At 48.8% G+C, this 23,889-nt stretch carries 26 protein-coding genes, 3 tRNA genes and 1 other annotated feature; all 29 genes read left to right on the forward strand.

Going from position 1 to position 23,889, the window contains the following annotated elements; all coding sequences use genetic code 11:
- Window positions 1-82: 82 nt before the first annotated feature.
- The 29 genes from sigH to rplL all read left to right on the forward strand — a co-directional run bounded on the left by sigH (window position 83) and on the right by rplL (window position 23,769).
- Window positions 83-727 (forward strand): RNA polymerase sporulation sigma factor SigH, encoded by a 645-nt coding sequence (sigH, locus tag B9A14_RS00120; RefSeq protein ID WP_084662945.1) that lies wholly within the window; start codon window positions 83-85, stop codon window positions 725-727.
- Between the two features lie 151 nt (window positions 728-878).
- A tRNA-Tyr gene (locus tag B9A14_RS00125) sits at window positions 879-964 on the forward strand.
- 47 nt (window positions 965-1,011) lie between these two features.
- A tRNA-Met gene (locus B9A14_RS00130) sits at window positions 1,012-1,087 on the forward strand.
- 1 nt (window position 1,088) lies between these two features.
- A tRNA-Thr gene (locus tag B9A14_RS00135) sits at window positions 1,089-1,164 on the forward strand.
- 57 nt (window positions 1,165-1,221) lie between these two features.
- The gene (ychF, locus tag B9A14_RS00140; RefSeq protein WP_084666967.1) at window positions 1,222-2,304 is read left to right on the forward strand and encodes a redox-regulated ATPase YchF; all 1,083 of its coding nucleotides are present in this window, start codon (window positions 1,222-1,224) and stop codon (window positions 2,302-2,304) included.
- A 99-nt stretch (window positions 2,305-2,403) separates the two neighbouring features.
- On the forward strand, window positions 2,404-3,282 hold the full coding sequence (locus B9A14_RS00145) for a DNA-methyltransferase (RefSeq protein WP_084662946.1): 879 nt from the start codon (window positions 2,404-2,406) through the stop codon (window positions 3,280-3,282).
- Between the two features lie 281 nt (window positions 3,283-3,563).
- Entirely contained in the window at window positions 3,564-3,698 is a 135-nt protein-coding gene (locus tag B9A14_RS17855; protein ID WP_269456749.1) for a hypothetical protein, read from the forward strand.
- A 231-nt stretch (window positions 3,699-3,929) separates the two neighbouring features.
- Window positions 3,930-5,090 (forward strand): pyridoxal-phosphate-dependent aminotransferase family protein, encoded by a 1,161-nt coding sequence (locus B9A14_RS00150; RefSeq protein ID WP_084662947.1) that lies wholly within the window; start codon window positions 3,930-3,932, stop codon window positions 5,088-5,090.
- Between the two features lie 5 nt (window positions 5,091-5,095).
- A complete protein-coding gene (gene serA / locus B9A14_RS00155; protein ID WP_084662948.1) occupies window positions 5,096-6,673 on the forward strand; it encodes a phosphoglycerate dehydrogenase in 1,578 nt (525 codons plus the stop codon).
- Between the two features lie 188 nt (window positions 6,674-6,861).
- A complete protein-coding gene (gene serS, locus B9A14_RS00160) occupies window positions 6,862-8,145 on the forward strand; it encodes a serine--tRNA ligase (RefSeq protein WP_084662949.1) in 1,284 nt (427 codons plus the stop codon).
- A gap of 68 nt (window positions 8,146-8,213) precedes the next feature.
- Complete coding sequence (locus B9A14_RS00165) at window positions 8,214-9,665, forward strand: sensor histidine kinase (RefSeq protein ID WP_084662950.1); 1,452 nt, start codon at window positions 8,214-8,216, stop codon at window positions 9,663-9,665.
- Window positions 9,650-10,312, forward strand: a complete 663-nt coding sequence (locus tag B9A14_RS00170) for a response regulator (RefSeq protein ID WP_084662951.1) — start codon at window positions 9,650-9,652, stop codon at window positions 10,310-10,312. Before B9A14_RS00165 ends, B9A14_RS00170 begins: the two co-directional genes overlap by 16 nt.
- A 178-nt stretch (window positions 10,313-10,490) precedes the next feature.
- Window positions 10,491-11,000, forward strand: coding sequence for a TQO small subunit DoxD (locus B9A14_RS00175; protein WP_084662952.1), 510 nt, complete (start codon window positions 10,491-10,493; stop codon window positions 10,998-11,000).
- Window positions 11,001-11,262: 262 nt separating this feature from the next.
- The gene (locus tag B9A14_RS00180) at window positions 11,263-13,020 is read left to right on the forward strand and encodes a carbon starvation CstA family protein (protein WP_084662953.1); all 1,758 of its coding nucleotides are present in this window, start codon (window positions 11,263-11,265) and stop codon (window positions 13,018-13,020) included.
- A gap of 139 nt (window positions 13,021-13,159) precedes the next feature.
- Window positions 13,160-14,866 (forward strand): sigma-54 interaction domain-containing protein, encoded by a 1,707-nt coding sequence (locus B9A14_RS00185; RefSeq protein WP_084662954.1) that lies wholly within the window; start codon window positions 13,160-13,162, stop codon window positions 14,864-14,866.
- Window positions 14,867-15,057: 191 nt separating this feature from the next.
- Window positions 15,058-16,125: a butyrate kinase gene (gene buk, locus B9A14_RS00190; protein ID WP_084662955.1), complete on the forward strand. Its 1,068-nt coding sequence runs from the start codon at window positions 15,058-15,060 to the stop codon at window positions 16,123-16,125.
- Between the two features lie 16 nt (window positions 16,126-16,141).
- Window positions 16,142-17,035 carry a phosphate butyryltransferase gene (locus B9A14_RS00195; RefSeq protein ID WP_197686538.1) on the forward strand — a complete coding sequence of 298 codons (894 nt, stop codon included), beginning with the start codon at window positions 16,142-16,144 and terminating at the stop codon, window positions 17,033-17,035.
- Window positions 17,036-17,051: 16 nt separating this feature from the next.
- Window positions 17,052-17,756: a hypothetical protein gene (locus B9A14_RS16855; protein WP_157109714.1), complete on the forward strand. Its 705-nt coding sequence runs from the start codon at window positions 17,052-17,054 to the stop codon at window positions 17,754-17,756.
- Window positions 17,737-17,940: a 4Fe-4S dicluster domain-containing protein gene (locus tag B9A14_RS00200; protein WP_084662957.1), complete on the forward strand. Its 204-nt coding sequence runs from the start codon at window positions 17,737-17,739 to the stop codon at window positions 17,938-17,940. The genes B9A14_RS16855 and B9A14_RS00200 overlap by 20 nt, the downstream gene beginning before the upstream one ends.
- Before the next feature lie 13 nt (window positions 17,941-17,953).
- Window positions 17,954-19,018 (forward strand): 3-methyl-2-oxobutanoate dehydrogenase subunit VorB, encoded by a 1,065-nt coding sequence (locus tag B9A14_RS00205; RefSeq protein WP_084662958.1) that lies wholly within the window; start codon window positions 17,954-17,956, stop codon window positions 19,016-19,018.
- Between the two features lie 7 nt (window positions 19,019-19,025).
- On the forward strand, window positions 19,026-19,757 hold the full coding sequence (locus tag B9A14_RS00210) for a thiamine pyrophosphate-dependent enzyme (RefSeq protein WP_084662959.1): 732 nt from the start codon (window positions 19,026-19,028) through the stop codon (window positions 19,755-19,757).
- Between the two features lie 23 nt (window positions 19,758-19,780).
- Window positions 19,781-20,311: a 2-oxoacid:ferredoxin oxidoreductase subunit gamma family protein gene (locus tag B9A14_RS00215; protein ID WP_084662960.1), complete on the forward strand. Its 531-nt coding sequence runs from the start codon at window positions 19,781-19,783 to the stop codon at window positions 20,309-20,311.
- Between the two features lie 76 nt (window positions 20,312-20,387).
- Window positions 20,388-20,537 (forward strand): 50S ribosomal protein L33, encoded by a 150-nt coding sequence (gene rpmG, locus B9A14_RS00220; protein WP_084666968.1) that lies wholly within the window; start codon window positions 20,388-20,390, stop codon window positions 20,535-20,537.
- A gap of 26 nt (window positions 20,538-20,563) precedes the next feature.
- A complete protein-coding gene (secE, locus tag B9A14_RS00225; RefSeq protein ID WP_084662961.1) occupies window positions 20,564-20,791 on the forward strand; it encodes a preprotein translocase subunit SecE in 228 nt (75 codons plus the stop codon).
- Window positions 20,792-20,803: 12 nt separating this feature from the next.
- The gene (gene nusG, locus B9A14_RS00230; RefSeq protein WP_084662962.1) at window positions 20,804-21,331 is read left to right on the forward strand and encodes a transcription termination/antitermination protein NusG; all 528 of its coding nucleotides are present in this window, start codon (window positions 20,804-20,806) and stop codon (window positions 21,329-21,331) included.
- 56 nt (window positions 21,332-21,387) lie between these two features.
- Entirely contained in the window at window positions 21,388-21,813 is a 426-nt protein-coding gene (rplK, locus tag B9A14_RS00235) for a 50S ribosomal protein L11 (protein ID WP_084662963.1), read from the forward strand.
- 87 nt (window positions 21,814-21,900) lie between these two features.
- Window positions 21,901-22,602 (forward strand): 50S ribosomal protein L1, encoded by a 702-nt coding sequence (gene rplA / locus B9A14_RS00240; protein ID WP_084662964.1) that lies wholly within the window; start codon window positions 21,901-21,903, stop codon window positions 22,600-22,602.
- 19 nt (window positions 22,603-22,621) lie between these two features.
- Window positions 22,622-22,761, forward strand: a sequence feature (ribosomal protein L10 leader region).
- 18 nt (window positions 22,762-22,779) lie between these two features.
- Window positions 22,780-23,316 (forward strand): 50S ribosomal protein L10, encoded by a 537-nt coding sequence (gene rplJ, locus B9A14_RS00245; RefSeq protein WP_084662965.1) that lies wholly within the window; start codon window positions 22,780-22,782, stop codon window positions 23,314-23,316.
- Window positions 23,317-23,385: 69 nt separating this feature from the next.
- Window positions 23,386-23,769 carry a 50S ribosomal protein L7/L12 gene (gene rplL, locus B9A14_RS00250; protein ID WP_084666969.1) on the forward strand — a complete coding sequence of 128 codons (384 nt, stop codon included), beginning with the start codon at window positions 23,386-23,388 and terminating at the stop codon, window positions 23,767-23,769.
- Window positions 23,770-23,889 lie beyond the last annotated feature (120 nt).

A 23,889-nucleotide genomic window follows, 5' to 3' on the forward strand; every position in this document is an offset into this window, starting at 1 on the left:
CCCGAAAGATAGAGAATAGAGAGATATAGAGAAATACCCAAGAGAAATATGAGTACGGAGAAACCGGGGCGGAGGCGATGTCATGAGCGTTGATATCCAGCGCGAGGCCTTCCAAACCTACGAGGTCATGGGGGACGAGGAAGTTGTCACGCTGGCCCAAGGGGGGGACGATGTAGCCCAAGAATATTTGATAAATAAATACCGAAATTTTGTGCGGGCTAAAGCGCGGTCCTACTTTCTAGTGGGGGCCGACCGGGAAGATATCATCCAGGAAGGCATGATCGGCCTCTACAAAGCCATCCGGGATTTCCGTGGAGACAAACTCTCTTCCTTTCGTGCCTTTGCTGAATTGTGTATAACCCGGCAGATTATCACCGCCATCAAAACAGCCACCCGTCAAAAGCACATCCCTCTTAATTCCTATGTGTCCCTAAACAAGCCCGTATATGATGAGGATTCGGACCGTACCCTTTTGGATGTTATTTCCGGTTCTAGCATTGCAGATCCCGAAGAACTGATTATTAGCCGAGAAGAGTTTGACAACATAGAGGAAAAAATGGGAGAGATTTTAAGCTCGCTGGAATGGCAGGTTTTGATGTCCTATTTAGAGGGGAAGTCCTACCAGGAGATAGCTTTAGATTTAAAAAGACACGTTAAGTCCATAGATAACGCTCTGCAGAGGGTAAAACGCAAGCTGGAGCGCTATTTAGAAAAAAGGGATGGATAGGGGAAGAGGCAAAGCTTCCAAAGTACAGCAGTAGAGCGAAGGGGTAAGGCTTTGTTTAGAGGCAAGAGAAAAAATGGAAGTTCTTTAAGTCCCTTGACGAAGGGCTAGCGAGTTGCTATAATGAGTCTTGCGCTTGGCAAGAAATATTTAAGGAGGGGTACCCAAGCTGGCCAAAGGGGGCAGACTGTAAATCTGCTGGCGATGCCTTCGCTGGTTCGAATCCAGCCCCCTCCACCAAGAGAGCAAACAAATAAGGAAAGAAAAGATAAAGACCAAGTTTTCGTTGCGGGGTGGAGCAGCGGGTAGCTCGTCGGGCTCATAACCCGAAGGTCGTTGGTTCAAATCCAACCCCCGCAACCATGCCCATATAGCTCAGTGGGTAGAGCGTCGCCTTGGTAAGGCGGAGGTCACCGGTTCAATCCCGGTTATGGGCTCCAAAGTTGGCCCCGGGGAAGTCCCCGGGGTTTAATCTTTTAAAACGAGGTGAAGGGCAATTGGCCTTAACTTGCGGAATAATTGGTCTACCCTTGGTGGGGAAGACCACCCTGTTTAACCTCCTTACCTGGTCCCAGGTGGATACTTCTACCTTTGTGGGCAAGACTAAGACCAACGTTCGGACGGCCCCCATCCCCGATCCACGGCTCGATTTTTTGGCTTCCCTTTACCGGCCTCGTAAAGTAACCCCAGCTACACTGGAGGTCATCGATGTTCCAGGATTTACGCCAGGTGCCGGTGCGGCTTTTTTGGCGGCAGTACGGGAGGTGGATGCCCTAATCCATGTAGTGCGGGCTTTCCGGCGGGAGGATATTCCTCATGTAGCGGGGGAAGTTAACCCAGCCCGGGATTTGGATACTGTTAATACGGAGCTTATCCTGGCTGATCTTGAGCTTGTGGAAACTAGGCTTGAACGGATAGCGACCAGTAAGAAAATTAAGGGGGAACTTCTGGCCGAGCAGAAAGCCTTGGAACGCTGTAAGTTCGCCTTGGAGGAAGAGCGGCCCTTAGTAGAAGCTGGTTTGACTAGGGAAGAATGGCAGGCTTTGCGGCACATTGAATTTTTGACTACTAAGCCCATGATCATTGTGGTCAATATTGATGAAGACCAGCTCAAGAAAGGGGATTATGAGGGTCGGGCGGGGGTAGAAGCCTATACTTCGGCCCGGGGACTCCCTGTTTTAACCTTGTGCGCTGAGCTAGAGGCGGAGATAGCGGAGCTAGATCCTACTGACCGGGAAGCGTTTTTAAAGGAGATGGGCATAGAAGAGCCCGGTATTCATCGTTTAGCCCGGGCTATATACCGGCGGCTAGGGCTTATTTCGTTCTTGACTGTCGGTGAGGAGGAAGTAAAGGCCTGGACCATCCGGGAGGGGACCCGGGCCAAAGAGGCAGCCGGGAAAGTCCACTCTGATATGGAAAGGGGTTTCATCCGGGCCGAAGTAGTGAAGTTTGAGGATCTTTTGGCCTGCGGCACTATGGCCAAAGCGAGGGAAAAGGGTTTGGTTCGCCTGGAAGGGAAAGATTATGTGGTGGCCGATGGCGATATAATTAACTTCCGGTTTAATGTGCATAAGCAATAGCAAACTTAAAACAATAGAGGGGCTAAGGAGGGTCTGGTCTTAAAGGAAAGGATGTGGGTAAGGTTTCCGTAGAGGCTTGTACCAAGGAGGAAGGTTTGGGTGAAGCTTAAAGCCTATGGTAAGGAAAATAGTTATCCTTGCGCAGAAAGTTTGGTTGTTGTGGATACCCCCCAGGCGCAAGGGTATTCTTTAGAGCAGGTTAAAAATAAGGTCATCCTGGGTGATGCCTTAAAGGTGCTTAAAAAACTTCCTTCCGAAGCAGTAGACATGGTCTTCATAGATCCCCCTTATTTTCTCCAGCTTCCTAATAAGACCTTGCGGAGGTGGAAAGTAAAGAGTTTAGTAGAGGCTGTTCAGGACGACTGGGATAAATTTAGTTCCTTTGTAGAATATGATACCTTTATGACCCAAATATTATCAGAAGCCCGGAGGGTTATGAAACCTAATGCCACCATTTGGGTGATTGCCACCTATCATAGCATCTTTCGCATCGGCAAGATAATGCAGGATTTAGGGTATTGGATACTTAATGACGTGATATGGGTAAAAACCAATCCCATGCCTAACTGGTTGGGAGTCCGCTTTACTAACGCTACAGAAACCTTAATATGGGCGGTTAAGGATAAGAAAGTCAAGAAATACACTTTTAATCGTGAGGCCGCTAAAGAATACGGGATAGGCAAGATAGGGGCCAATGTATGGGTTTTACCCATCTGTACAGGGGCCGAAAGATTAAAGGACGGGAGAGGGAAGAGGCTCCATTCTACCCAGAAGCCAGTGGAGCTCCTCCGCCGGGTCCTCTTAACTTCTACTAAGGAGGGGGACATAGTACTAGATCCCGTGGCTGGGGTAGGAACTACAGGCTATGTAGCCCGTTGTCTTAAGAGGAATTTTATCATGATCGAGATAAACCCTAGGTACGTGGAAGGGATTAAGAAAAGGTTTAGAGATATAAGCTTAGGAAATGTACCAGAGTAACCTTATAAATTTAAGGAGGATAAGAAGGAATAAAAAGGAAGGAAAGCTTAAAGCCCAGGGCGGAACCTTATGTGCACTACCTTCATAATAAAGTAACTGAAAGGAATTTGGATGGGGGGCTTTCTTATGGGAGAACTCGGTCAGGTAACTGAACAAACTGCCCGGGATCTCATAGCTGATGGGGGTTTGTTATTCCTCTTCTTGATATTGCTGCTTATTTTGTTTACCTGGCTATAAAAGTTCAATTTTGGCTGGGGAAGCTTTACTTTTAGCGGAACCCCTTGCGTTTTCTTTACCCCTATGTTAAAATCATGCCCAAAAAGAAAAGCGATAAAGTGATGAGGGGGACAGGGGCGCGGCCCAATCCGGTAAACGAGAGAGCTGGTGGCCGGTGGGAACCAGCCCGGAGGTCGTAGCCAGGCACCCCTGAGCGGCCGGTGAGAAATCTGCAAGGTAGACCTTGCAGAGCAAATCGGCCCGGGCATGCCCGTTACGCATGTAGAGGGGGTTAGGATGGGTTTAAAGAGATTTAGCCTGTCCTGGCCAAGAAGGGTGGCACCGCGGGAAGTAACTCCCGTCCCTTTGCCATGTGGAGGGACGGGAGTTTTTATTTTAATCAGATTTAATTGCGGGGAGGGAATTAGAGTATGATTGATAAGCAGATCTTGCTCTTACCTGGACCGACCCCTGTACCACCCCGGGTGGCCTTGGCTATGGCACGGCCGGCCATTAACCACCGGGGACCCGAATTTGCAGAGCTCCTTCATACGGTAACCCAGGGGCTTAAGAAGGTCTTTAAAACCAATAATGAGATAGTCATCCTTACAGCCTCAGGAACTGGGGGTATGGAGGCGGCGGTGGCCAATCTCCTTTCCCCTGGAGATAAGGCTTTGGTTATAACTATAGGAGCCTTCGGTGAACGTTTTGTTAAAATAGCGCGCCGTTTTGGTGTAGAGGCAGAGGTATTAGCTTTTCCCTATGGCCAGGCGGCAGATCCTGTGGCTATAGCGGAAAGACTGGCTCAAGATAAGGCAGGAGAGATCAAAGCCATCTTAGTCCAACATAACGAAACTTCTACGGGTGTTCTCAATGATATAGAGGCCATCAGCCGAGCTAGGGGAGATCACCCTGCCCTGCTCGTGGTGGATGCTATTAGCGGCCTGGCCGCTGCCGATCTCCGGGTGGATGAGTGGGGTATCGATGTGGCTATTGCCGGTTCCCAGAAGGCCTTTATGCTCCCGCCAGGGCTTACCATGCTTAGCTTAAGTGATAGGGCCTGGCAAGCTGTAGAAAGGTGCAGGAACAATCGCTATTACTTGGATCTTAAGGCAGCCAGGGATTATGGTATTAAAGGACAAACCCCTTATACGCCGGCAGTATCCCTGTTGTACGGGCTTAAGGAAGCCCTCGCTATGTTGGAAGAGGAGACACTAGAGGGAAGTTTCCGGCGCCACGCCTGCTTAAGGGATATGGTGCGGGCTGGTGTGAAAGCTTTGGGGCTTGAACTTTTAGCTAAAGATCAAGTGGCTTCTCCTTCAGTAACAGCAGTTAAAGTGCCCGCGGGCCTTAAACCTTCGGCTATCACTGTTCCCCTCCGGGAAAAACATGGGGTGGTAGTTGCGGGAGGCCAGGGCCAAGTAAAAGATCGGGTCTTTCGTATAGGGCACTTAGGCTATGTTAATCATATGGACATTTTGAGCGGGCTCGTAGCCTTAGAAGAGGTTCTAGTAAGCTTAGGAGTTGCTTCCCTTAGGGGTGCTGGTGTAGCTAAAGCTCTGGAAGTGTACCAAAAATGGAAGGAGGCTTAAAGTATATGAGGGTATTAGCCTTGGATGATATAGATATCCAGGGAATTAAGGTGTTAAAAGAGGCCGGGTTAGAAGTGGAAGCCCGGGGGAAGATGGCTGAAGAAGAGCTTAAAAATGTTTTGCCCGCCTTTGATGCCCTTATCGTACGTAGCGCAACTAAGGTTACAGCTTCCGCCTTGGCGGGAGCCAAGAGGCTTAGAATTATTGGGCGGGCCGGGGTAGGTATCGATAATATCGATGTAGAGGCGGCTACAGAAAAGGGGATACTGGTGGTTAATGCCCCTGAAGGCAATACAATAGCCGCAGCAGAGCACACCTTGGCCTTGATGTTAGCCCTGGCCCGGAATATTCCCCAGGCCAGCGCTCTCCTAAAGCAGGGTATATGGGAAAAAAAGAAATTTGTAGGGGTGGAGTTAAGACACAAAACCTTAGGTATTCTGGGACTGGGCAAAATCGGGAGTGAAGTGGCCCGGCGGGCCCGGGCCTTCGATATGCGCCTTTTAGCCTATGATCCTTATGTGGCGCCCGAACAGGCCGAACGCTTAGGAGTGGCCCTTTTACCGCTGGAGGAGGTGTTGAAACAGGCAGATTTTCTAACCTTACATTTACCGCTTACCCGGGATACTTACCACCTCCTGGACCGGGAGAAACTTTCCTTGCTTAAGCCTACTGCCCGGCTATTGAACGTAGCCCGGGGGGGCATAGTAGATGAGGAAGCCCTCTACGAGGCTTTAACTTCCGGCCGCCTGGCAGGTGCCGCTTTAGACGTTTTTGAAGAGGAACCCCTAACGGAAAGCCCCTTGTTTAAGTTGGACAATGTTATTGTAACTCCCCACTTGGGGGCCTCCACGGCTGAAGCCCAGGTAGCGGTGGCTGTAGAGGTAGCCCAGGATGTTGTACGTTGTCTTAAAGGTGAACCGGTACTCAATGCTGTCAATATTCCCGTAGTACGTGGGCAGGCTATGGAGACTTTGCGGCCTTATCTTAAACTTGTGGAAAGACTAGGGAGTTTTCTTTCCCAGCTTATGGAAGGGCCTATCCTGGAAGCGGAGCTTTCCACTAGTGGTGAGTTAGCCCAACACGAGCTTTCTCCCTTAACCAATGCTTTTCTGAAAGGGCTTTTGCGCCCCCTCTTAGGGGAGGCAGTGAACTATGTGAATGCGCCGGTGGTAGCCCGGAAGAGGGGTATCCGGATTAGGGAAAACAAGACCCAGGAAATGGGTTACTATACTACTCTGATAACAGCTACGGTGAAAGGCCGGCGGGAAGGCCATACAGTGGCTGGTGCGGTAAACCAACGGGGTGAACCCCGGTTGGTGGGCCTTAACGGATACAGCCTGGATGCCGAACTCGAAGGCCATATGTTGGTTGTACCCCATATAGATAAGCCCCGGATCATAGGGCCTGTAGGATTAGCCATAGGTGATTATGGCATCAATATTGCTGGTATGCAGGTGGGCCGCCGGGAAGCCGGTGGCGAGGCGGTTATGATCCTCCGTATCGATTCTGAGGTGCCCCGGGAGGTTCTGGGCGCCATCCGCCAGGTAGACGGGGTTTTGGATGTGCGGTACCTCCGCCTGTAGAAGGCTGGAGATACCGCACAACTTAACAAAAAAGCTAGAGGCGTTTTTCGAGCGAAAGCCCAAAGGCTTAGGCTTAAAGCTTTGCTTAGGTGGGGATGCGCCAGGGGGAAGGTTTCCCTAGGTATAGGGAGGATTTGCTAAAGATGGCCGGATAGTGTAATAATAGTGGGGAAGGGAGGAAGAAGTTAGTGCTAGATATTAAGCTTTTACGCCAGAATCCGGATCTTGTAGATCGGGGATTGAAACGCCGGGGTTTGGCTGCTCCCTTGGAGCATTTTCTTAAGCTAGATGCAAAGCGGCGTAATCTTTTGACCGAAGTGGAAAGGCTAAAGAATAGGAGGAATATGGTTTCGGAAGAAATAGGGAGGTTAAAGAGGGCTGGAGAGGATCCGGTAGAACTTATCCTAGAGATGCGAGAGGTTTCCCAGCGGATCAAGGTCTTGGATGAAGAGATCCGCACCATAGAAGAAGAACTGGAAAAGGAGATGCTCACCCTTCCTAACCTTCCTCATCCTTCGGTTCCCGATGGTTCCGGGGAAACGGATAATGTAGTGGTCCGTACTTGGGGGGAGAAACCGAGCTTTTCTTTTACTCCACGACCCCACTGGGAGATCGGGGAGGAGCTAGGCATTATAGACTTTGAACGGGGAAGTAAAGTTGCCGGCGCTCGCTTCGTCTTTTACCGGGGAGCCGGGGCACGTCTTGAGCGAGCCCTCATAAATTTCATGCTGGATTTGCATATAGAAAAACATGGTTATACAGAAGTATTTCCCCCCTTCTTGGTAAATAGCCAGACCATGATCGGCACTGGGCAGCTTCCTAAATTTGCTGAAGATATGTTCCATGTGACCGGTACCGATTATTACCTTATCCCCACTGCTGAAGTGCCGGTTACTAATCTTTATCGCGATGAGATTTTGGATGGGGATCTTCTCCCCATTTACCACGTAGCTTATAGCGCATGTTTCAGAGCTGAAGCTGGGGCTGCTGGCCGCGAGACGCGGGGCCTAATACGCCAGCACCAGTTTAACAAGGTAGAACTGGTCAAGTTTACGCGGCCAGAAGATTCCTATGAAGAGTTGGAAAAGATGACCCGCGACGCGGAGGAAGTCCTTAAGCTTTTGGGGTTACCTTACCGGGTAGTGGTCCTGTGCGCTGGAGATTTGGGCTTTTCGGCCGCTAAAACCTATGATCTCGAGGTCTGGTTCCCGGCCGCAGGCGTTTACCGGGAAATTTCTTCCTGCAGTAACTGTGAGGATTTCCAGGCCAGACGAGCCAATATACGTTTTCGTCCAGGCCCTAAGGAAAAACCGCGCTATGTACATACTTTGAATGGCTCGGGAGTAGCTGTAGGCCGGACATTGGCAGCAATATTAGAGAATTACCAGCAGGAGGATGGATCTGTAGTGATCCCACCTGTGCTAAGGCCCTATATGGGTGGCCAGGAAGTGATCACTAAAGAAGGCTCTTAAAAAACGTTAAGGTTCTGATGCCCTGAAGGGATAGCGAGCGGTGCCGCCTTGAGTAGGAGGGCGGTCTAGTGTTCAAAGCTTCTTTCCAGGATATACTAAGTCGGAATTGGTATCTTGTATTCTTTGTTTATGGACTGGCTTTTTTTCTTATGGGTTTTAGTATCGCTCTACAGGCTAGGCGCCCGAGCACCTTCCGGTTAGGTCAACATCTTAAACTTTTGGCCGGTTTTGGCCTCTTACATGGGGCAGCCGAGTGGGCTTATATTTTTCTTACGCCTGGGCTTGTGAACAGTGGCTGGGAAACCCTTAAAGGAGCTGTTTTGACTAGTGGCCATGCCATCCTTATTGCCCTTTCCTTCGCTTTTTTGTTTGCCTTTGGGATGGGACTTTTGGGCAGCACCTGGGGCTGGGCGCGGTGGGGGATAAAGTTGGCCTTTTTCCTTTTTGGCCTTTGGCTATGGATTTTTTTCGCTTCCCAGCCTAAAGATGCCTTCGAGATCCCTGGCTGGCTAAGCTACATGGAAATATTGAGCCGCTATCTTTTAGCCTTCCCCGGGGCTCTCCTAAGTTCTATAGGTATAATCTTGCAGCATAGCGAACTGCGGGGATTAAAGCACCCTCCTTTAGAGCGTAGCCTTAAGGGGGCTTCTTTTGCCTTTGCGCTTTATACCTTCGCTGGTGGTCTTGTGGTTCCCCCTGCTCCTTTTCCTCCCGCCAGTTTCCTCAATACCTCCCTTATGTTACACCTAGGCCTTCCTGTACAGTTCTTGCGGGCCATAGCTGGGGTATTTATGGCTTACTTTATCATCCGTAGCCTAGAGTTATATGAAGTGGAAAGCAAAAAGAAGTTAGAGAATTTGCGGCAGCGTGAGCTCCTTTGGTTAGAAAGGGAGCGCATCCGGCGGGATCTCCATGATGGTGTAACTCAAGCCATATATGGCTTGCTTTTAGGATTAGATCATGCTTTAAAGCTTTTAGACCACAATCCTACTGCCTGCCGGGATAAGCTTGAAGAGTTAAAAGTGCGGGCGGACGGGATTATAACCGAGTTACGACGGTACTTGCGGGCCATGGAGTTTTCTATAAAACTACCTGGGAGGGCTGTTACTCTTCTAGAAGATCTGCTGGCCGATTATACTGCCGCTACTAATCAGAAGCCAGTGTTTTATGTTCGGGGCCAGCAGGAAAGGGAACTTGACCCCTTTCAGAGGGAACATCTCTACCACATGGTAACTGAAATTTTAAGCAATATACAGCGCCACTCCCAAGCTACTCGTGTATGGGTTGAGTTAGATCTAGGCTCTACAGGCTTGCGCCTGTTGGTGAAGGATGACGGAGTAGGCTTTATTCCTGAGGCTAGTACTTCTCGAGGGATGGGTCTTATAAATTTGCGGGAGCGGGCAGCCCTGGCCGGGGGTTGGGTGGAGATAACCTCTGCGCCTGGAAAGGGAACGGAGATAGAACTATGGATCCCCTATGTAGCGCCGGAGAGGGGGGCGAGGCAATGGCCATCAAAGTGATGTTGGTGGAGGATCACGCCATCGTCCGGGAGGGCCTTAAAGCATTATTAGCTTCTGAAAAGGATATCGAAGTAGTAGGGGAAGCCGGAAGTTCCAGGGAAGCCCTGCAAGTAGCCATCCGGGCCCGGCCCGAAGTAGTGATTATGGATCTGCGCCTCCCTGATAGAAGCGGGATTGAGGTTACCCGCGCCTTAAAGGAAGCCTTTCCGGATATAAAAGTAGTTATTTTAAGCATGTATGATGAGGAAGAGCTGGTCATACGGGCTTTAAAATCAGGGGCTACAGGATATGTATTAAAGAGGGCCGGGGTAACCGAACTCTTAAGGGCTATACGAACTGTAAGCTCTGGAGAAGCTTACTTAGATTCTGCCATCGCTCGCCGGGTGGTGGAGGGATTACAGAAAGGTATATCTTTAGAGCAAAGGGCTGGGATGGGGCCTGAGCTTACCCCCAGGGAGGAGGAGATCCTCCGCCTAGTAGCCCAGGGGCTTACCAACCAAGAGATAGCCCAACGGCTTTTCATCAGCATAAAAACGGTCCAGGCCCATCGCGCCAACCTTATGAAAAAGCTAGGTGTTCATGATCGGGTGGATCTTGTAAAGTATGCCCTTAAGAAGGGGTTGCTCGACCTAGAAAAGGAGGATTAAAGCTAAAGGCCCGGGTTAAAATCATTATTCCCATCGGTTTAAATTATATATCCTAGATTGTATATCCTAAGGTATAAATCCTAGGTGAAATAGGATGTTGGGCTGATAGCAAGGGCTTCCTGCCTGGGTTTATAGTAAACATAGAGAGTTCAAGCACAAAATTTAAGGGGGAGGCCTCATGATAAGTCTTTTGCGTAACTTGCGCCTGGCACCGTTGTGGACGTTATTGAGGATTTGGCTAGGCTGGCAGTGGTTGGAAGCTGGATGGCATAAAATTTCAGATCCCAAGTGGATGGATGGGGGAGAAGCCCTTAAGGGGTTCTGGGCTAAGGCAGTGGGAGCTCTACCTAATACCCAGCCAGCTATTAAGTACGGTTGGTATAAGGCCTTTATCCAAGGCTTGCTGGACGGGGGCCATTATACCTGGTTTGCTAAATTGGTAGTTTTCGGTGAAATCTTAACTGGCATAGCCCTTATCTTGGGTGTGGTAACTGTTTTCGCCTTGCTAGTAGGAGCCTTCATGAATCTGAATTTCATGCTGGCGGGGTCGGCTAGCACTAACCCGGTAATGTATACCATAGCTATTTTACTTCTGTTAGCTGGACCAGCGGCCTACTACTACGGTGTAGATCGCTATCTCCTTCCCTTTTTACAGCAGTCGCGCAAAAAAGAAGTCGTGGCCAGCTAGTGTACCAAGCTAAAGTTCCCGGCTTAGGCCGGGTTTTTTTATTTATGGAGCTTTATATGCTATTCAGGATAAAAATGCGCTGTTCAGGAAGAAAGAGAAGACACCCCCAAATTATCTCCTTAAAATTTCTATGGTGGAGTAAAGCGAGGGGATAAGGAGGGCGGTAAAAGAGAAAGTCTTCAAGAAATGCTTTTAGTAAAAATTAATAGAAAAGTTTACTAGCAAATTAGCGAATTTTTAATCTTTAAGGAGGGGAGTAGAAATGAATATACTCGTACCTTTACTATTAGGCCTGTTGCTTTTCTTTTTCGGGTTCCAGTTCTATAGGAGAGCTTTAAGCCGGATCTTTGGTGAGGATGATACCCGGAAAACCCCAGCAGTTGAGCTAAATGATGGCGTGGATTATGTGCCTTCGCCTCCGCTTGTTGTTTTCTCTCACCATTTTGCGGCCATTGCAGGGGCGGGCCCTATTGTCGGGCCGGTAACAGCTATGCTTTTTGGTTACGTCCCTGTATGGCTTTGGATTGTACTGGGGGGCATCTTTTTTGGAGCCGTTCATGATTATAGCGTGCTTTTTGTTAGTCTCCGCGAAAAAGGGAAATCAGTAGCCGAGATTGCCCGCAGTACTATGGGCCGCTGGGGCTTTTCCTTCTTTATACTTTTCACTCTAGCCATGATAGTACTGGTGACTTCTGCCTTCCTTAATTTAACAGCCGTCGCCTTAACTTCCCTCGCTCCCGCCTCCGAATTGAAGGTAGATCCAGCTACTACCAGCCTCCACATAGTGATGAAAAATAATGTACCCATGGTTCAAATTGGGGGAATTGCTTCTACCTCAGTAATAGTTATGACGATTTTGGCTCCCCTGATTGGATATCTCCTCTACAAGCGCGGCATCAATACCATTCTTGCTTCCCTCCTAGCCATAGGTATCTGTATATTTTCCGTCATCGTCGGAGTTTATTATCCTGTAACTTTAGATCCTAAAACATGGATGTGGCTTCTTGCTATTTACTGCTTCTTTGCCGCCGGCATTCCGGTATGGCTGGTCCTGCAGCCGCGGGATTTTGCCAATTCTTTTATCCTTTATGCTGGCGTAATCATGCTAGCTATCGGTGTGGTTGTTGGCGGTTTGACAGGTGTGACCATTCAAGCTCCCCCGGTGAATTTAGCAGAAGGAGCTGCCAAGCTAGGTATGGTTTGGCCCTTCCTTTTCATCACCGTGGCTTGTGGGGCTATTTCAGGTTTCCATGGGTTAGTGGCCAGCGGTACAGTACCTAAACAAGTGACCAAGGAAAGCCAGGCAAGTATCATCGGCTATGGAGCTATGATTGTGGAGAGCATTTTTGCCCTCCTGGTCCTCTTAACTGCTGCGGCGGGATTAAAGTTTAGCCAATACTTAAATATCGTTTTTCCTACTTCGGGAGCCTCCAACCCCATCTTAGCCTTTGCCTTAGCTACAGGTAATTTACTCCATAATTCTCTAGGGCTACCTATTATGGTCGGTACTGTTTTTGGCATTATCCTGATTGAAGGCTTTGAAATCACCACCTTAGATGCGGCCGTAAGACTAAACCGGTATTTACTGGAAGAGTTATGGAATGTCCTATTTAATGGTAAGCCCCATCCTCTTTTCCGCTCGTATTACTTTAACGCTCTAATTGCTGTAGGCATGATGCTATATTTGGCTTATACCAACAAGTTCTTGGCCATCTGGCCTATTTTCGGGTCCGCAAACCAACTCCTAGCCGCTTTAAGCCTTATTGCTGTCTCGGTCTGGCTTTCGGTGCGGAAAAAACCCTATTGGTTTACCCTTATCCCGGCCATCTTTATGATGCTCACCACTTTACGCGGGCTTTATTCTTTGCTCCTTACCAAATACCTGCCAACCCACAATATAGCGCTCATAATTACTGATATACTCCTTATAGGCTTATCCATTGGAGTGATAATCCTCTCCGGCTACAAGTTGGTAGAGGGGCTTAAAGCGCGTAAGCCTGCTTTGGACGAAGTTGCCTAATAAGATAAGGAGAAGTAAATTCTATATAAACCCAGGATCTAAAGGAGGTATCTTAAAAATTAAAGCTGCCTGCGTTATTTTGCAGGCAGCTTTTTAGTAAAGGGTGGCCTAAAGTTTTCTTGGATGGGGTGAGGGAATAATGGGTAGTAAGTATAGCTCAGGGGTTATGGCCATTAATCTAGAGGGTAAAATCATAGTATTTAACGAGGCTGCCCAGCGCTTAGCAGGTGTAAGAGCAAGCCAGGTCCTGGGGCAACCCATAGATAAAGTTCTTCCGGGCAACCCGTTACTGGCTGTTCTTAAAACGGGAGAGCGGGTGGTAAAGGAAGAAAAAGTTAGAGATAGGATCTTGCTGCTCGAGTGTTTCCCCTTACAGGATGCCGCTGGGGAAATTATAGGAGCTGTAGAGATATTACAGGATATTACAGGAATTAAAACTCTGGAAGAAGAAGTCGCCCGCCTAAAAGAGAGGGAAAGCTTGCTAGAGGCTATAATAGATTGCACCCAAGACGCCATCTCTGTCTCTGATGCCCAAGGTAATGTTGTGCTGGTAAACCGGGCTTATACTGCCCTTACAGGGTTAAAACCGGAGGAGGTTATTGGGAAGCCGGCCACAGTAGATATTGCCGAAGGGGAGAGCATGCACCTTAAAGTAGTAAAGACGCGGCAGCCCGTATATGGTATTCCGATGAAAGTTGGCCCGCATAAGAAAGAGGTGCTGGTAAATGTAGCGCCTATCCTGGTGGCTGGACAGCTTAAAGGCAGTGTGGGGGTTATCCATGATGTCTCTGAGATCCGCCGGTTAACCCGGGAACTGGATAAGGTGAAACGCCAGCTAAGATATCTCCATGCTAAATATTCTTTTGAAGATATAATAGGTGATAGCCCTCTTATGCAGCTAGCAGTAGCTCAGGCTAAAAAAGCGGCGGGGACCTCGGCTACAATTTTATTACGCGGGGAAAGCGGTACAGGTAAAGAGCTTTTTGCCCATGCTATCCATAACGCTAGCGCGCGAAAAGAAGGGCCTTTTATCCGGGTCAACTGTGCAGCCATACCGGATAACCTATTTGAAAGCGAGCTTTTCGGGTATGTAGAAGGGGCTTTTACAGGGGCCAAAAAAGGCGGGAAACGCGGGCTCTTAGAAGAGGCTAGTGGCGGTACCATCTTTTTAGATGAGATCGCTGAGATGAGTATAGCTATGCAGAGCAAGCTCCTCCGGGTACTCCAGGAAAAAGAAATCATACGGGTAGGAGATAATAAGCCTGTTGCGATTGATGTGCGCGTCATAGCCGCGACTAATTCTAATTTAGAAAAGGCTGTGGAAGAAAAGCGGTTTCGCGAGGACCTGTACTGGCGCCTGAGCGTTTTCCCTATTTTTATCCCACCTTTGCGGCAGCGGAAAGAAGATATTCCTCGTCTGGCCCGATTTTTTGTGGATAAATATAATCATGAATATGGCCGTAATGTAAAGGAGATCTCGCCCGAAGTTTTAGATGTATTGCTTAAGTATTCCTGGCCAGGAAATGTACGGGAACTAGAAAACGTTATCGCCCGGGCTATGATAAACATGCATTATGCGGATACCGTTATAACGCTAGAGCACCTCCCGCCTTTAGAAAAAGGGGTTCCTCTAGCCTCCCCCCACCAGCCAGATAGAATGGAAAGCCTACCCGCTTTAGAAAATAGTAATTTACCCGCCCTGGTACGGGAGAAAGAAAAGGAGATTATACTAAATGCTTTGCGGCAAACTGGAGGCAATAAGACCAGGGCGGCCCGCCAGTTAGGGATACCCATCAGGACGCTGTATTATAAGCTAGAGCAGTATGGCATAAAATATAAGCATTAAAAAAAATAAGCATTAAAAGGCTGCCTTGCAAGATCTTGCAAGGTAGCCTTTTAGTTTTATCTGCAAGTTTTTGCACAAATAGATGGTTAGAAAAAGCTATTTTCCTGGGAAATCGCTTTGGCATGAAATATGCATAACAAGCAATAAAGAAAATATATTCTTTCTCTAAAAATGGGGGCGGTAAGGAAACAGTGAGACACTATTATATCCTAACCATAAATCCCGGTTCCACTTCCACTAAGATTGCTTTTTACCAGAATATAGAGCCTCTTTTTACGGAAACGATACGCCATAAAATGGATGAACTAGCCCAGTTCCCGAGGATTATTGAGCAATTACCTTTCCGCCGGGACAAGATAATGAATTTCTTAAAGGATAAGGATATTCCTCTTACCCGCCTTTCCGCTGTGGTTGGCCGGGGAGGTTTGCTTCGCCCCTTACCGAGCGGTACCTACCGGGTTAACGAAAAGATGCTTAAAGACTTGCGCGAGGGTTCTTATGGAGAGCATGCCTCTAACTTGGGGGCCTTACTGGCGGCTGAGATTGCTAGCGAAGCCGGGGTTTTAGCTTATGTTGTAGACCCGCCCTGCGTGGATGAGCTGGATCCTCTAGCCAGGGTTTCGGGTTGCCCGGAAATTGAGCGGCGTAGCCTGTTTCATGCTTTGAATGTAAAAGCGGTGGCCAGGAGAGTTTGCCGTGAATTAGGAGAACGCCTAGAAAATATTAACCTTCTTGTAGCCCATATGGGTGGCGGTATTTCCGTATGCGCCTTGAAAAGAGGAAAAGTGATTGATGTTAACAACGCTTTGGCAGAAGGACCGTTTTCGCCAGAAAGGGCGGGGGGATTACCTACCCTGGAGCTTGCGCGGCTATGTTTTTCGGGGCGTTACACTTGGGCAGAGGTATATAAGAAACTTGTGGGTCAAGGAGGTCTGGTGGCCTACCTTGGCACGCAAGATGCCACCGAAGTAGAAAAAAGAATTGAGCAGGGAGATGAAAAGGCCAGGCTTATATATGAGGCCATGGCCTACCAAGTGGCTAAAGAGCTAGGTAGCATGGCTGCGGTCCTAAAAGGGGAAGTCAGGGCTATAGTGTTCACCGGCGGGCTGGCTTATTCTTCTAGGCTGACAAGTTGGATAAAGGAGCGCGTTGAGTTTATCGCGCCAGTACTTATCTATCCCGGGGAAGACGAGATGAAGGCTTTGGCGGAAGGGGCCTTGCGGGTACTAATGGGGGAAGAAAAAGCTTTAGAGTATTGAAAGGGGGATAGAGGTTTTGCGGAGTTTTGAGGAACTAATTAAGGCGGCCCAAGATAAGGGGCCTAAAAAGGTAGTGGTGGCTGCTGCCCACGATGGGGAGGTAATACAGGCCCTTAAAAGCGCCCAGGAATTAGGGCTGGTGGAGGGTATCCTGGTAGGCGATTCTTCTCTTATCTATCAAGAAGCCCAAAAGTGGGGACTTGAGCTTAAAGAGAAGCAAGTCATTCATGAGACCGACCCTGAGGTAATCGCCAGCCGGGCTGTGGAGCTGGTCCGGTTAGGCGAAGGAGATATGCTCATGAAGGGGTTAATAGACACGGCTAAACTTATGAAAGCTGTGCTGGATAAAGATAGGGGGTTGCGGACTGGCCGGGCTTTGAGTCATGTAGCTGTTTTACAAGTAGAGGGGATTGACCGCTTTATTTTCATAACTGATAGCGGGATAAATATAGCCCCTGATCTAGCTAGGAAAGCAGAGATCATCCAAAATGCCATTGAAGTAGCCCAGGCTTTAGGGGTAAAGGAGCCTAAGGTGGCAGTTTTGACAGCTATTGAAGTAGTGAATCCTGAGATGCCGGCTACAGTAGAAGCGGCCAATTTAGCCAAAATGGCTGAGCGAGGGCAAATCAAAGGGGCTATTGTAGATGGCCCCCTGGCCCTAGATCTAGCTATTTCTCCTGAAGCTGCTAAGCATAAAAAAGTAAATAGCCCGGTGGCGGGCAAGGCTGATATCCTAGTAGTACCTTATATCGAAGTGGGTAATGTCCTTCTTAAAGCCTTAATCCATTTTGCCCGGGCCAAGGCAGCAGGGGTAGTAATGGGGGCTAAAGCACCCATTGTTTTAATGTCCAGGTCAGATGCCCACGAGACAAAAACTTACTCCCTGGCCCTGGGGTTAATGGTGGCTTAAGAGTTGGGGGTGAAACATGAAGCGAATTGTTATATTTTGGGGCGCTTATGGCAGCGGCAAGACGGAAATAGCCATTAACTATGCTTTGGAGGGAGCTAAAAAAGGGAGAAGGGTTGCCCTGGTAGACTTTGATCTGGTAACCCCTTATTTCCGGGTTAGAGATGTTTACCGTTTTTTAGAAACCAAGGGGTTGCAGGTTATAAAACCCTCTAATGGAGTATGTAATTCTGATCTACCGGTTTTTTCGCCCGAGGTTCTAGAAGCTTTATATAATCCTTACCACCAATTGATCTTTGATGTTGGGGGAGATGCTATAGGAGCTCGGCCTTTGGGTTACTTGTCTAAATTGTTGCCCAGCCAGGGTTATGAAGCTTTTTTAGTAATAAATATCAACCGCCCCCAGACAAGAGATATCCCCAGCATTAAAGCAGTTCTCCAAAATATAGAGCGGGTAAGCCGTATCAAGACTACGGGCCTGGTGAGCAATACCCATCTAGGAAACAGGACTACCCTGGCAGATATCAAAAGGGGTTATGAAACTGTGTTACAAGCCTCCCGGGAGTTGGGGATTAAGCTTGCTTTTGTGTGTATCCCAGAGTTTTTGCGGGAAGAGTTACAGAGAAGCAGCTGGCAAAAGGATTTTCAAGCGCCTGTTTTAGTTTTGCGGCGTTATTTGCTTCTACCTTGGGAGGAGGATATAAATGCAGAGGGTGATATTTGATGAGGAGAGGTGCAAAGGATGCGGCCTGTGCCAGGAGGCTTGCCCTAAAGGGTTAATTTCTATGGCTTCTAGGATTAATACCAAGGGATTTCACCCGGCTACTGTACAAGACGCATCCCAATGCACAGGCTGCGCCTTATGCGCCAGGATGTGTCCAGATGTAGCTATCGAAGTCTACCGGTAAGGGGGAACCTTTTATGACTGAGATGGTGCTAATGAAAGGGAACGAGGCTGTAGCTGAAGCTGCCATCCTGGCAGGTTGCCGGTATTATTTTGGCTATCCCATTACTCCCCAGAACGAGATAAGCGAGTATATGGCCAAAAGGATGCCCGAGGTCGGGGGGGTATTTTTACAGGCTGAGAGCGAGCTGGCCGCTATCAACATGGTTTATGGTGCGGCCGGGGCGGGCGGCCGCGTTATGACCTCTTCGTCCAGTCCGGGTATAAGCCTTATGCAAGAAGGTCTTTCTTACCTTGCGGCCGCGGAACTTCCTTGTGTGGTGATAAATATGATGCGCGGAGGGCCGGGGCTGGGGGGAATCCAGCCTTCCCAAGCGGATTATTTCCAGGCAGTTAAAGGAGGCGGCCACGGGGATTACCACCTGGTGGTGCTGGCCCCGGCTACTATCCAGGAGATGATAGATCTCACTATAGAGGCTTTCGATATAGCTGATAATTACCGGGTTCCCGTGATGGTATTAGGGGATGGGATGCTAGGCCAGATGATGGAAGCTGTAAATTTAAGGCTCCCCAGAAAAATTCCAGCTACTTCTAAGAGTTGGGCCACTACAGGAGCAAAGGGGCGTGCGCGGAATATTATTACTACCCTTTATTTAGATCCCGCTGAGCTGGAAAAGCATAACTTGCGCTTGCAGGAAAAATATGTCTGGTTAAAAGAAAGGGAAGTGCGGTACGAGGAGCTTAACTGCGAAGATGCCGAGATAATTATTGTAGCTTATGGCACTACCTCCCGTATAGCCCGGACAGCCATAAAAAATGCGCGCGCAGAAGGCATCAGAGTTGGCCTGCTACGGCCGATAACCCTGTGGCCTTTTCCTGCGAAAGCTTTTAAGGAGATACTGGAGAGGGGCGCTAAGGCTTTCCTATGCATTGAAATGAGCGCGGGCCAGATGGTGGAGGATGTTAGGCTGGCTGTGGACGGGAAGGCTCCGGTTTACTTTTATGGGCGGACGGGAGGTGTGGTCCCCAATCCGCGGGAAGTCTTAGAAGAGATTAAGAAAGTTAGCCAAGGAGAGAGGTAGAGGTAAAATGAAGAAGGTCTTTAGCCGGCCGCAGGCCATGACAGAAGAGAAGATGCATTATTGCCCGGGCTGTACCCACGGTATAGCTCACCGCCTGGTAGCAGAAGTTATCGATGAGTTAGGGATATTAGAGCGGGTGATCGGGGTAGCTTCTGTAGGCTGCTCGGTTTTAGCCTATAACTATTTTAACTGTGATTTCCAACAGGCAGCCCATGGCCGGGCTCCGGCGGTGGCTACAGGGATTAAAAGGGTCTTACCCGACCGGATAGTTTTTACCTACCAGGGTGATGGGGATCTGGCAGCCATTGGGACGGCAGAGATCATTCATGCCGCGGCCAGAGGAGAAAAAATCACGGTAGTATTTATAAATAACGCTATTTATGGCATGACAGGGGGGCAAATGGCGCCAACTACCTTACCAGGCCAGAAGACCACCACTTCGCCTTCGGGCAGGGATGTAAGCTATGCCGGGTATCCTTTAAAGGTTGCGGAAATCTTAGCAGCTTTTCCTGGGGCAGCTTACGTTGCGCGCGTTTCCCTCCATGATCCAGGAGAGATAGCTAAAGCGAGGAAAGCCTTGCTTAAGGCCTTTAAGACCCAATTAGAAGGGAAAGGATTTTCCTTAGTTGAGATTTTATCGAGTTGCCCTACCAACTGGGGGATGACACCGAAAGAGGCATTAAAATGGGTAGAAGAACATATGGTACCTTACTACCCGCTGGGAGAATTTAAGGGTTAAAAGCTTTTAAGGGGTGAAAGAAATTGGGCCAGGAGATAATTATAGCTGGTTTTGGAGGCCAGGGGATAATGGCTATGGGGAGTTTGCTAGCCTATGCCAGTATGCTAGAAAAAAAGAAAGTGTCCTGGCTACCCTCTTATGGTCCTGAAATGCGAGGAGGCACAGCCAATTGCACGGTGGTCATTTCTGAAGAAGAGATTGGCTCTCCAGTAGTAGCAGAGCCTACAGCCGTTATTGCTATGAATAGGCCCTCCTTAGATAAATTTGAACCCCTTTTAAGGCCAGGGGGGTTCTTATTTATTAATACTTCTCTTATTGATCGCGAGGCAAAGCGTCAAGATGTAAAAGTCGTACAGGTCCCAGCCACTACCATTGCTGGCGAACTCGGGAATTTAAAGGTGGCTAATATGGTTATGCTGGGGGCCTTTGTTAAAGTAACTGGGGTTGTAAGGTTTGACACCCTGCTTCTGGCTTTACAGAAGGCTCTGCCTGAGCGACACCGCCATCTTATTCCCCTAAATGAACAGGCTTTAAAGCGCGGCGCGAGTTTATGAGGTTTGTTGACAGGGTATAGCTTTTATGCTAAATTAGGTTAGGTATGCTACAGGCCAAAATGTGGAGGTGGCCATGTTGCGGGTTGGAATAACCCTAGAATGTACCGAGTGTAAGCGCCGTAACTATACCACAACCAAGAATAAACGCAACGATCCGGACCGGCTGGAACTAAGGAAATATTGTCCCTATTGCGGCAGGCATACAGTGCATAAAGAGACTAAATAAGGCAAGTTAAGTAAGGTGTGAGGACCATGGCTACCAAGTCAGTGGCCAAGCCGGCCAGCGAGAAGGCCAGGCCGGGAGAAAGGTTAGTTAAGTTTTTTAGGGGTTCCTGGGCGGAGCTTAAGAGGGTCCACTGGCCTACCCGGCGCGAGCTTGTAGTCTACACAGGAGTTGTTCTTTTGACTGTTTTTCTAGTAGGCATTTTACTTTGGATTATAGATTCCATTTACAGCTTCGTGTTTAAACTTATTTTATAGAGGGATAATTTTATGGAAAAGGCCTGGTACGTTATCCACACCTATTCCGGTTACGAAAACAAAGTTAAAGCTAATTTGGAAAAGCGTATAGAATCCATGAACATGGGCGACAAGATCTTCCGTATCGTAGTCCCTATGGAAGATGAAATCCAGGTAAAGGACGGGAAGCGGAAGATCGTTAAACGCCGTATCTACCCGGGGTATATATTAGTGGAAATGATATTGACGGATGCTTCTTGGTACGTAGTCCGGAACACCCCAGGGGTTACGGGTTTTGTAGGCGCTGGTAACAAGCCCATCCCTTTACGGGAGGAAGAGGTAAAGCAGATCCTTGAACGTACAGGCCTGGAGACACCGCGGCCGCGTATAGATGTAAGCGTGGGGGAGAATGTTAGGGTTACTAGTGGGCCTTTTGAGAATTTTATTGGTACGGTAGAAGAGGTCTATCCCGAAAAAGGGAAGCTTAAAGTTCTGGTCTCCATGTTCGGCCGGGAGACACCTATAGAGTTAGAGTTTACCCAGATAGAGAAACTGGATTAAAAGGATTTAAAGAGAGACAGGTAGGGGAAGGGCTTCGGATAAAGGAGGTGTAATTTATGGCCAAGAAGGTTATGGCGGTGGTTAAACTGCAGGTTCCGGCCGGTAAGGCCACCCCGGCTCCCCCCGTTGGTCCAGCCCTCGGCCAGCACGGGGTTAATATAATGGCCTTTGTAAAGGAGTTTAACGAGCGGACAGCTTCCCAGGCGGGATTGATAATTCCTGTGGAAATTACTATCTATGAGGACCGCTCCTTTACCTTCGTTACTAAAACCCCGCCGGCGTCTGTCCTTTTAAAGAAGGCCCTGGGGATTGAAACGGCTTCCGGGGAACCTAACCGCAAAAAGGTGGGTAAGGTATCCCGGGCTACTATCCGGGAGATAGCTGAGCTCAAGATGAAGGATCTTAATGCTAACGATATTGAAGCGGCCATGCGTATGATCGAGGGTACGGCCCGCAGCATGGGTATAGAGGTAGAAGGATGACTCTAAAAGTAAAGGGTTGCGGCAGGGACAGCCCTGCGTTTTAGGGTGGGAGGAGTATATCCGCTAGTACCACAAGGAGGAGATTCTATGCCTAAGCACGGGAAGAAATACCTAGAAGCCAAGAAATTGGTGGATCGTGGGCGCTTATATGAGCCCGCGGAAGCCATAAGCCTGGTTAAAAAGACAGCCACGGCCAAGTTCGATGAGACTGTAGAGGTAGCGCTACGCTTAGGGGTTGACCCGCGCCATGCTGACCAGCAGGTACGAGGTAGCGTAGTGTTGCCCCATGGTACCGGTAAAACGAGGCGGGTTTTGGTTTTTGCTAAAGGCGATAAGGCCAAGGAGGCCGAGGAAGCAGGAGCCGATATAGTAGGAGCCGAAGAATTGGTGGAGAAGATCCAAGATGGCTGGCTGGACTTTGATGTGGCTATAGCCACGCCGGATATGATGGGAGTGGTGGGTAAACTGGGCAGGATTTTAGGCCCTAGGGGCTTGATGCCCAACCCCAAGGCTGGTACAGTGACCATGGATGTAGCCCGGGCGGTTAAAGAAGTCAAGGCCGGTAAAATTGAATTCCGGGTGGATAAGGCGGGTATTATCCACGCTCCCATCGGAAAGGTAAGCTTTGACGAGGAAAAGTTGCGGGAAAATTTCCGGGCCCTGGTAGAGGCCGTGGTAAAGGCTAAGCCGCCTGCTGCTAAGGGCCAGTATATAAAGAGCATAAGCTTGTCCTGCACCATGGGTCCAGGTATTAAGGTGAACCCGGTTAAAGCCCTGGGCCGCCAGTAGCTTTATAACGTAGCCTATAATCATTACAAGCAAGCAACCGTAGACAGCAGGTGCTCCCTAAGGGAGCTTAAACAGGCCTGCCGAGGTTGGTAGTAGCCCTTAAAAACACTAAGGGAGGAGTGCCCCTGCTGTCGTGGCAGGGGCTTTCTATTTTATAAGGATAAAGGAGGTGAGGCCTTGAGTAAACAGCGGGAAGCCAAAGCCCTGGTGGTACAAGAAATCAAAAATAAGTTAGGGCAGTCCATAGTTTCCATTCTAGTGGACTATCGCGGTCTCAATGTAGCTGAGATGACCGGATTGCGGCGGCAGCTTCGGGCCGCTGGAGTGGAATTTAAAGTAGTAAAAAACACCCTAACACGTATTGCTTCCCGGGAATTAGGGCTTACTGAGTTGGAGCCCTATCTGGAAGGCCCTACGGCCATAGCCTTTAGTTCCCAGGATCCAGTAGCTCCAGCTAAAATACTTTCCAATATGGCTAAAACAAATGAACACTTAAAGCTTAAAGCTGGAGTGCTACAGGGTAAAGTTATCGGCCTGGACCAGATTAAAGCCTTGGCTGAGCTTCCACCCCGGGAAGAGCTTCTGGGTAAAGTGGTGGGCTCCTTACAAGCCCCCTTGTATGGGTTGGTTGGTGTGCTATCTGGACCTATCCGGAAGCTAGTTTATGCCTTGGAGGCTATCCGTAAGCAGCGGGAGGCCGCGGCTAATACTTAAGTTTACTTGGACCTTCCCCTTAAAGATTTACTAGCCAAATTAACTTTAATTCTTAAGGAGGAGTTTTCTATGAGCAAGGTAGCAGAGATAATCGAAGCCGTCAAAGGGATGACGGTTCTAGAGCTTGCCGAGTTAGTTAAAGCTTTGGAGGAGGAATTCGGTGTAACTGCCGCTGCTCCAGTAGCTATGCCGGTAGCACCGGGTGCTGCTCCGCAAGTTGCCGAGGCACCGGTTGAGGAGCAGACTGAATTTGATGTAATCCTTAAATCCGCTGGGGACAAAAAGATTAACGTTATCAAAGTAGTACGTGAGCTAACAGGGCTTGGTCTTAAAGAGGCCAAAGATTTAGTAGACGGGGCTCCCAAACCGGTGAAAGAGAAGGTCAGTAAGGAAGAAGCTGAGCGTATTAAAGCTAAGCTTGAAGAAGCAGGGGCTACAGTAGAGATAAAGTAGGCTTTAATTTTTTAGGAAATAGATTTTTAAAAGCTGGGACCGATCTTAGGAAAAGGGAGAGGTCCCAGCTTTGTATATAGGTCTTGACAGGTTTTTAACCTTATGCTAGCATTTTAAAAT

It is taken from the genome of Thermanaeromonas toyohensis ToBE, from assembly GCF_900176005.1.
GTDB classification, from domain to species: domain Bacteria; phylum Bacillota; class DSM-521; order Neomoorellales; family Neomoorellaceae; genus Thermanaeromonas; species Thermanaeromonas toyohensis.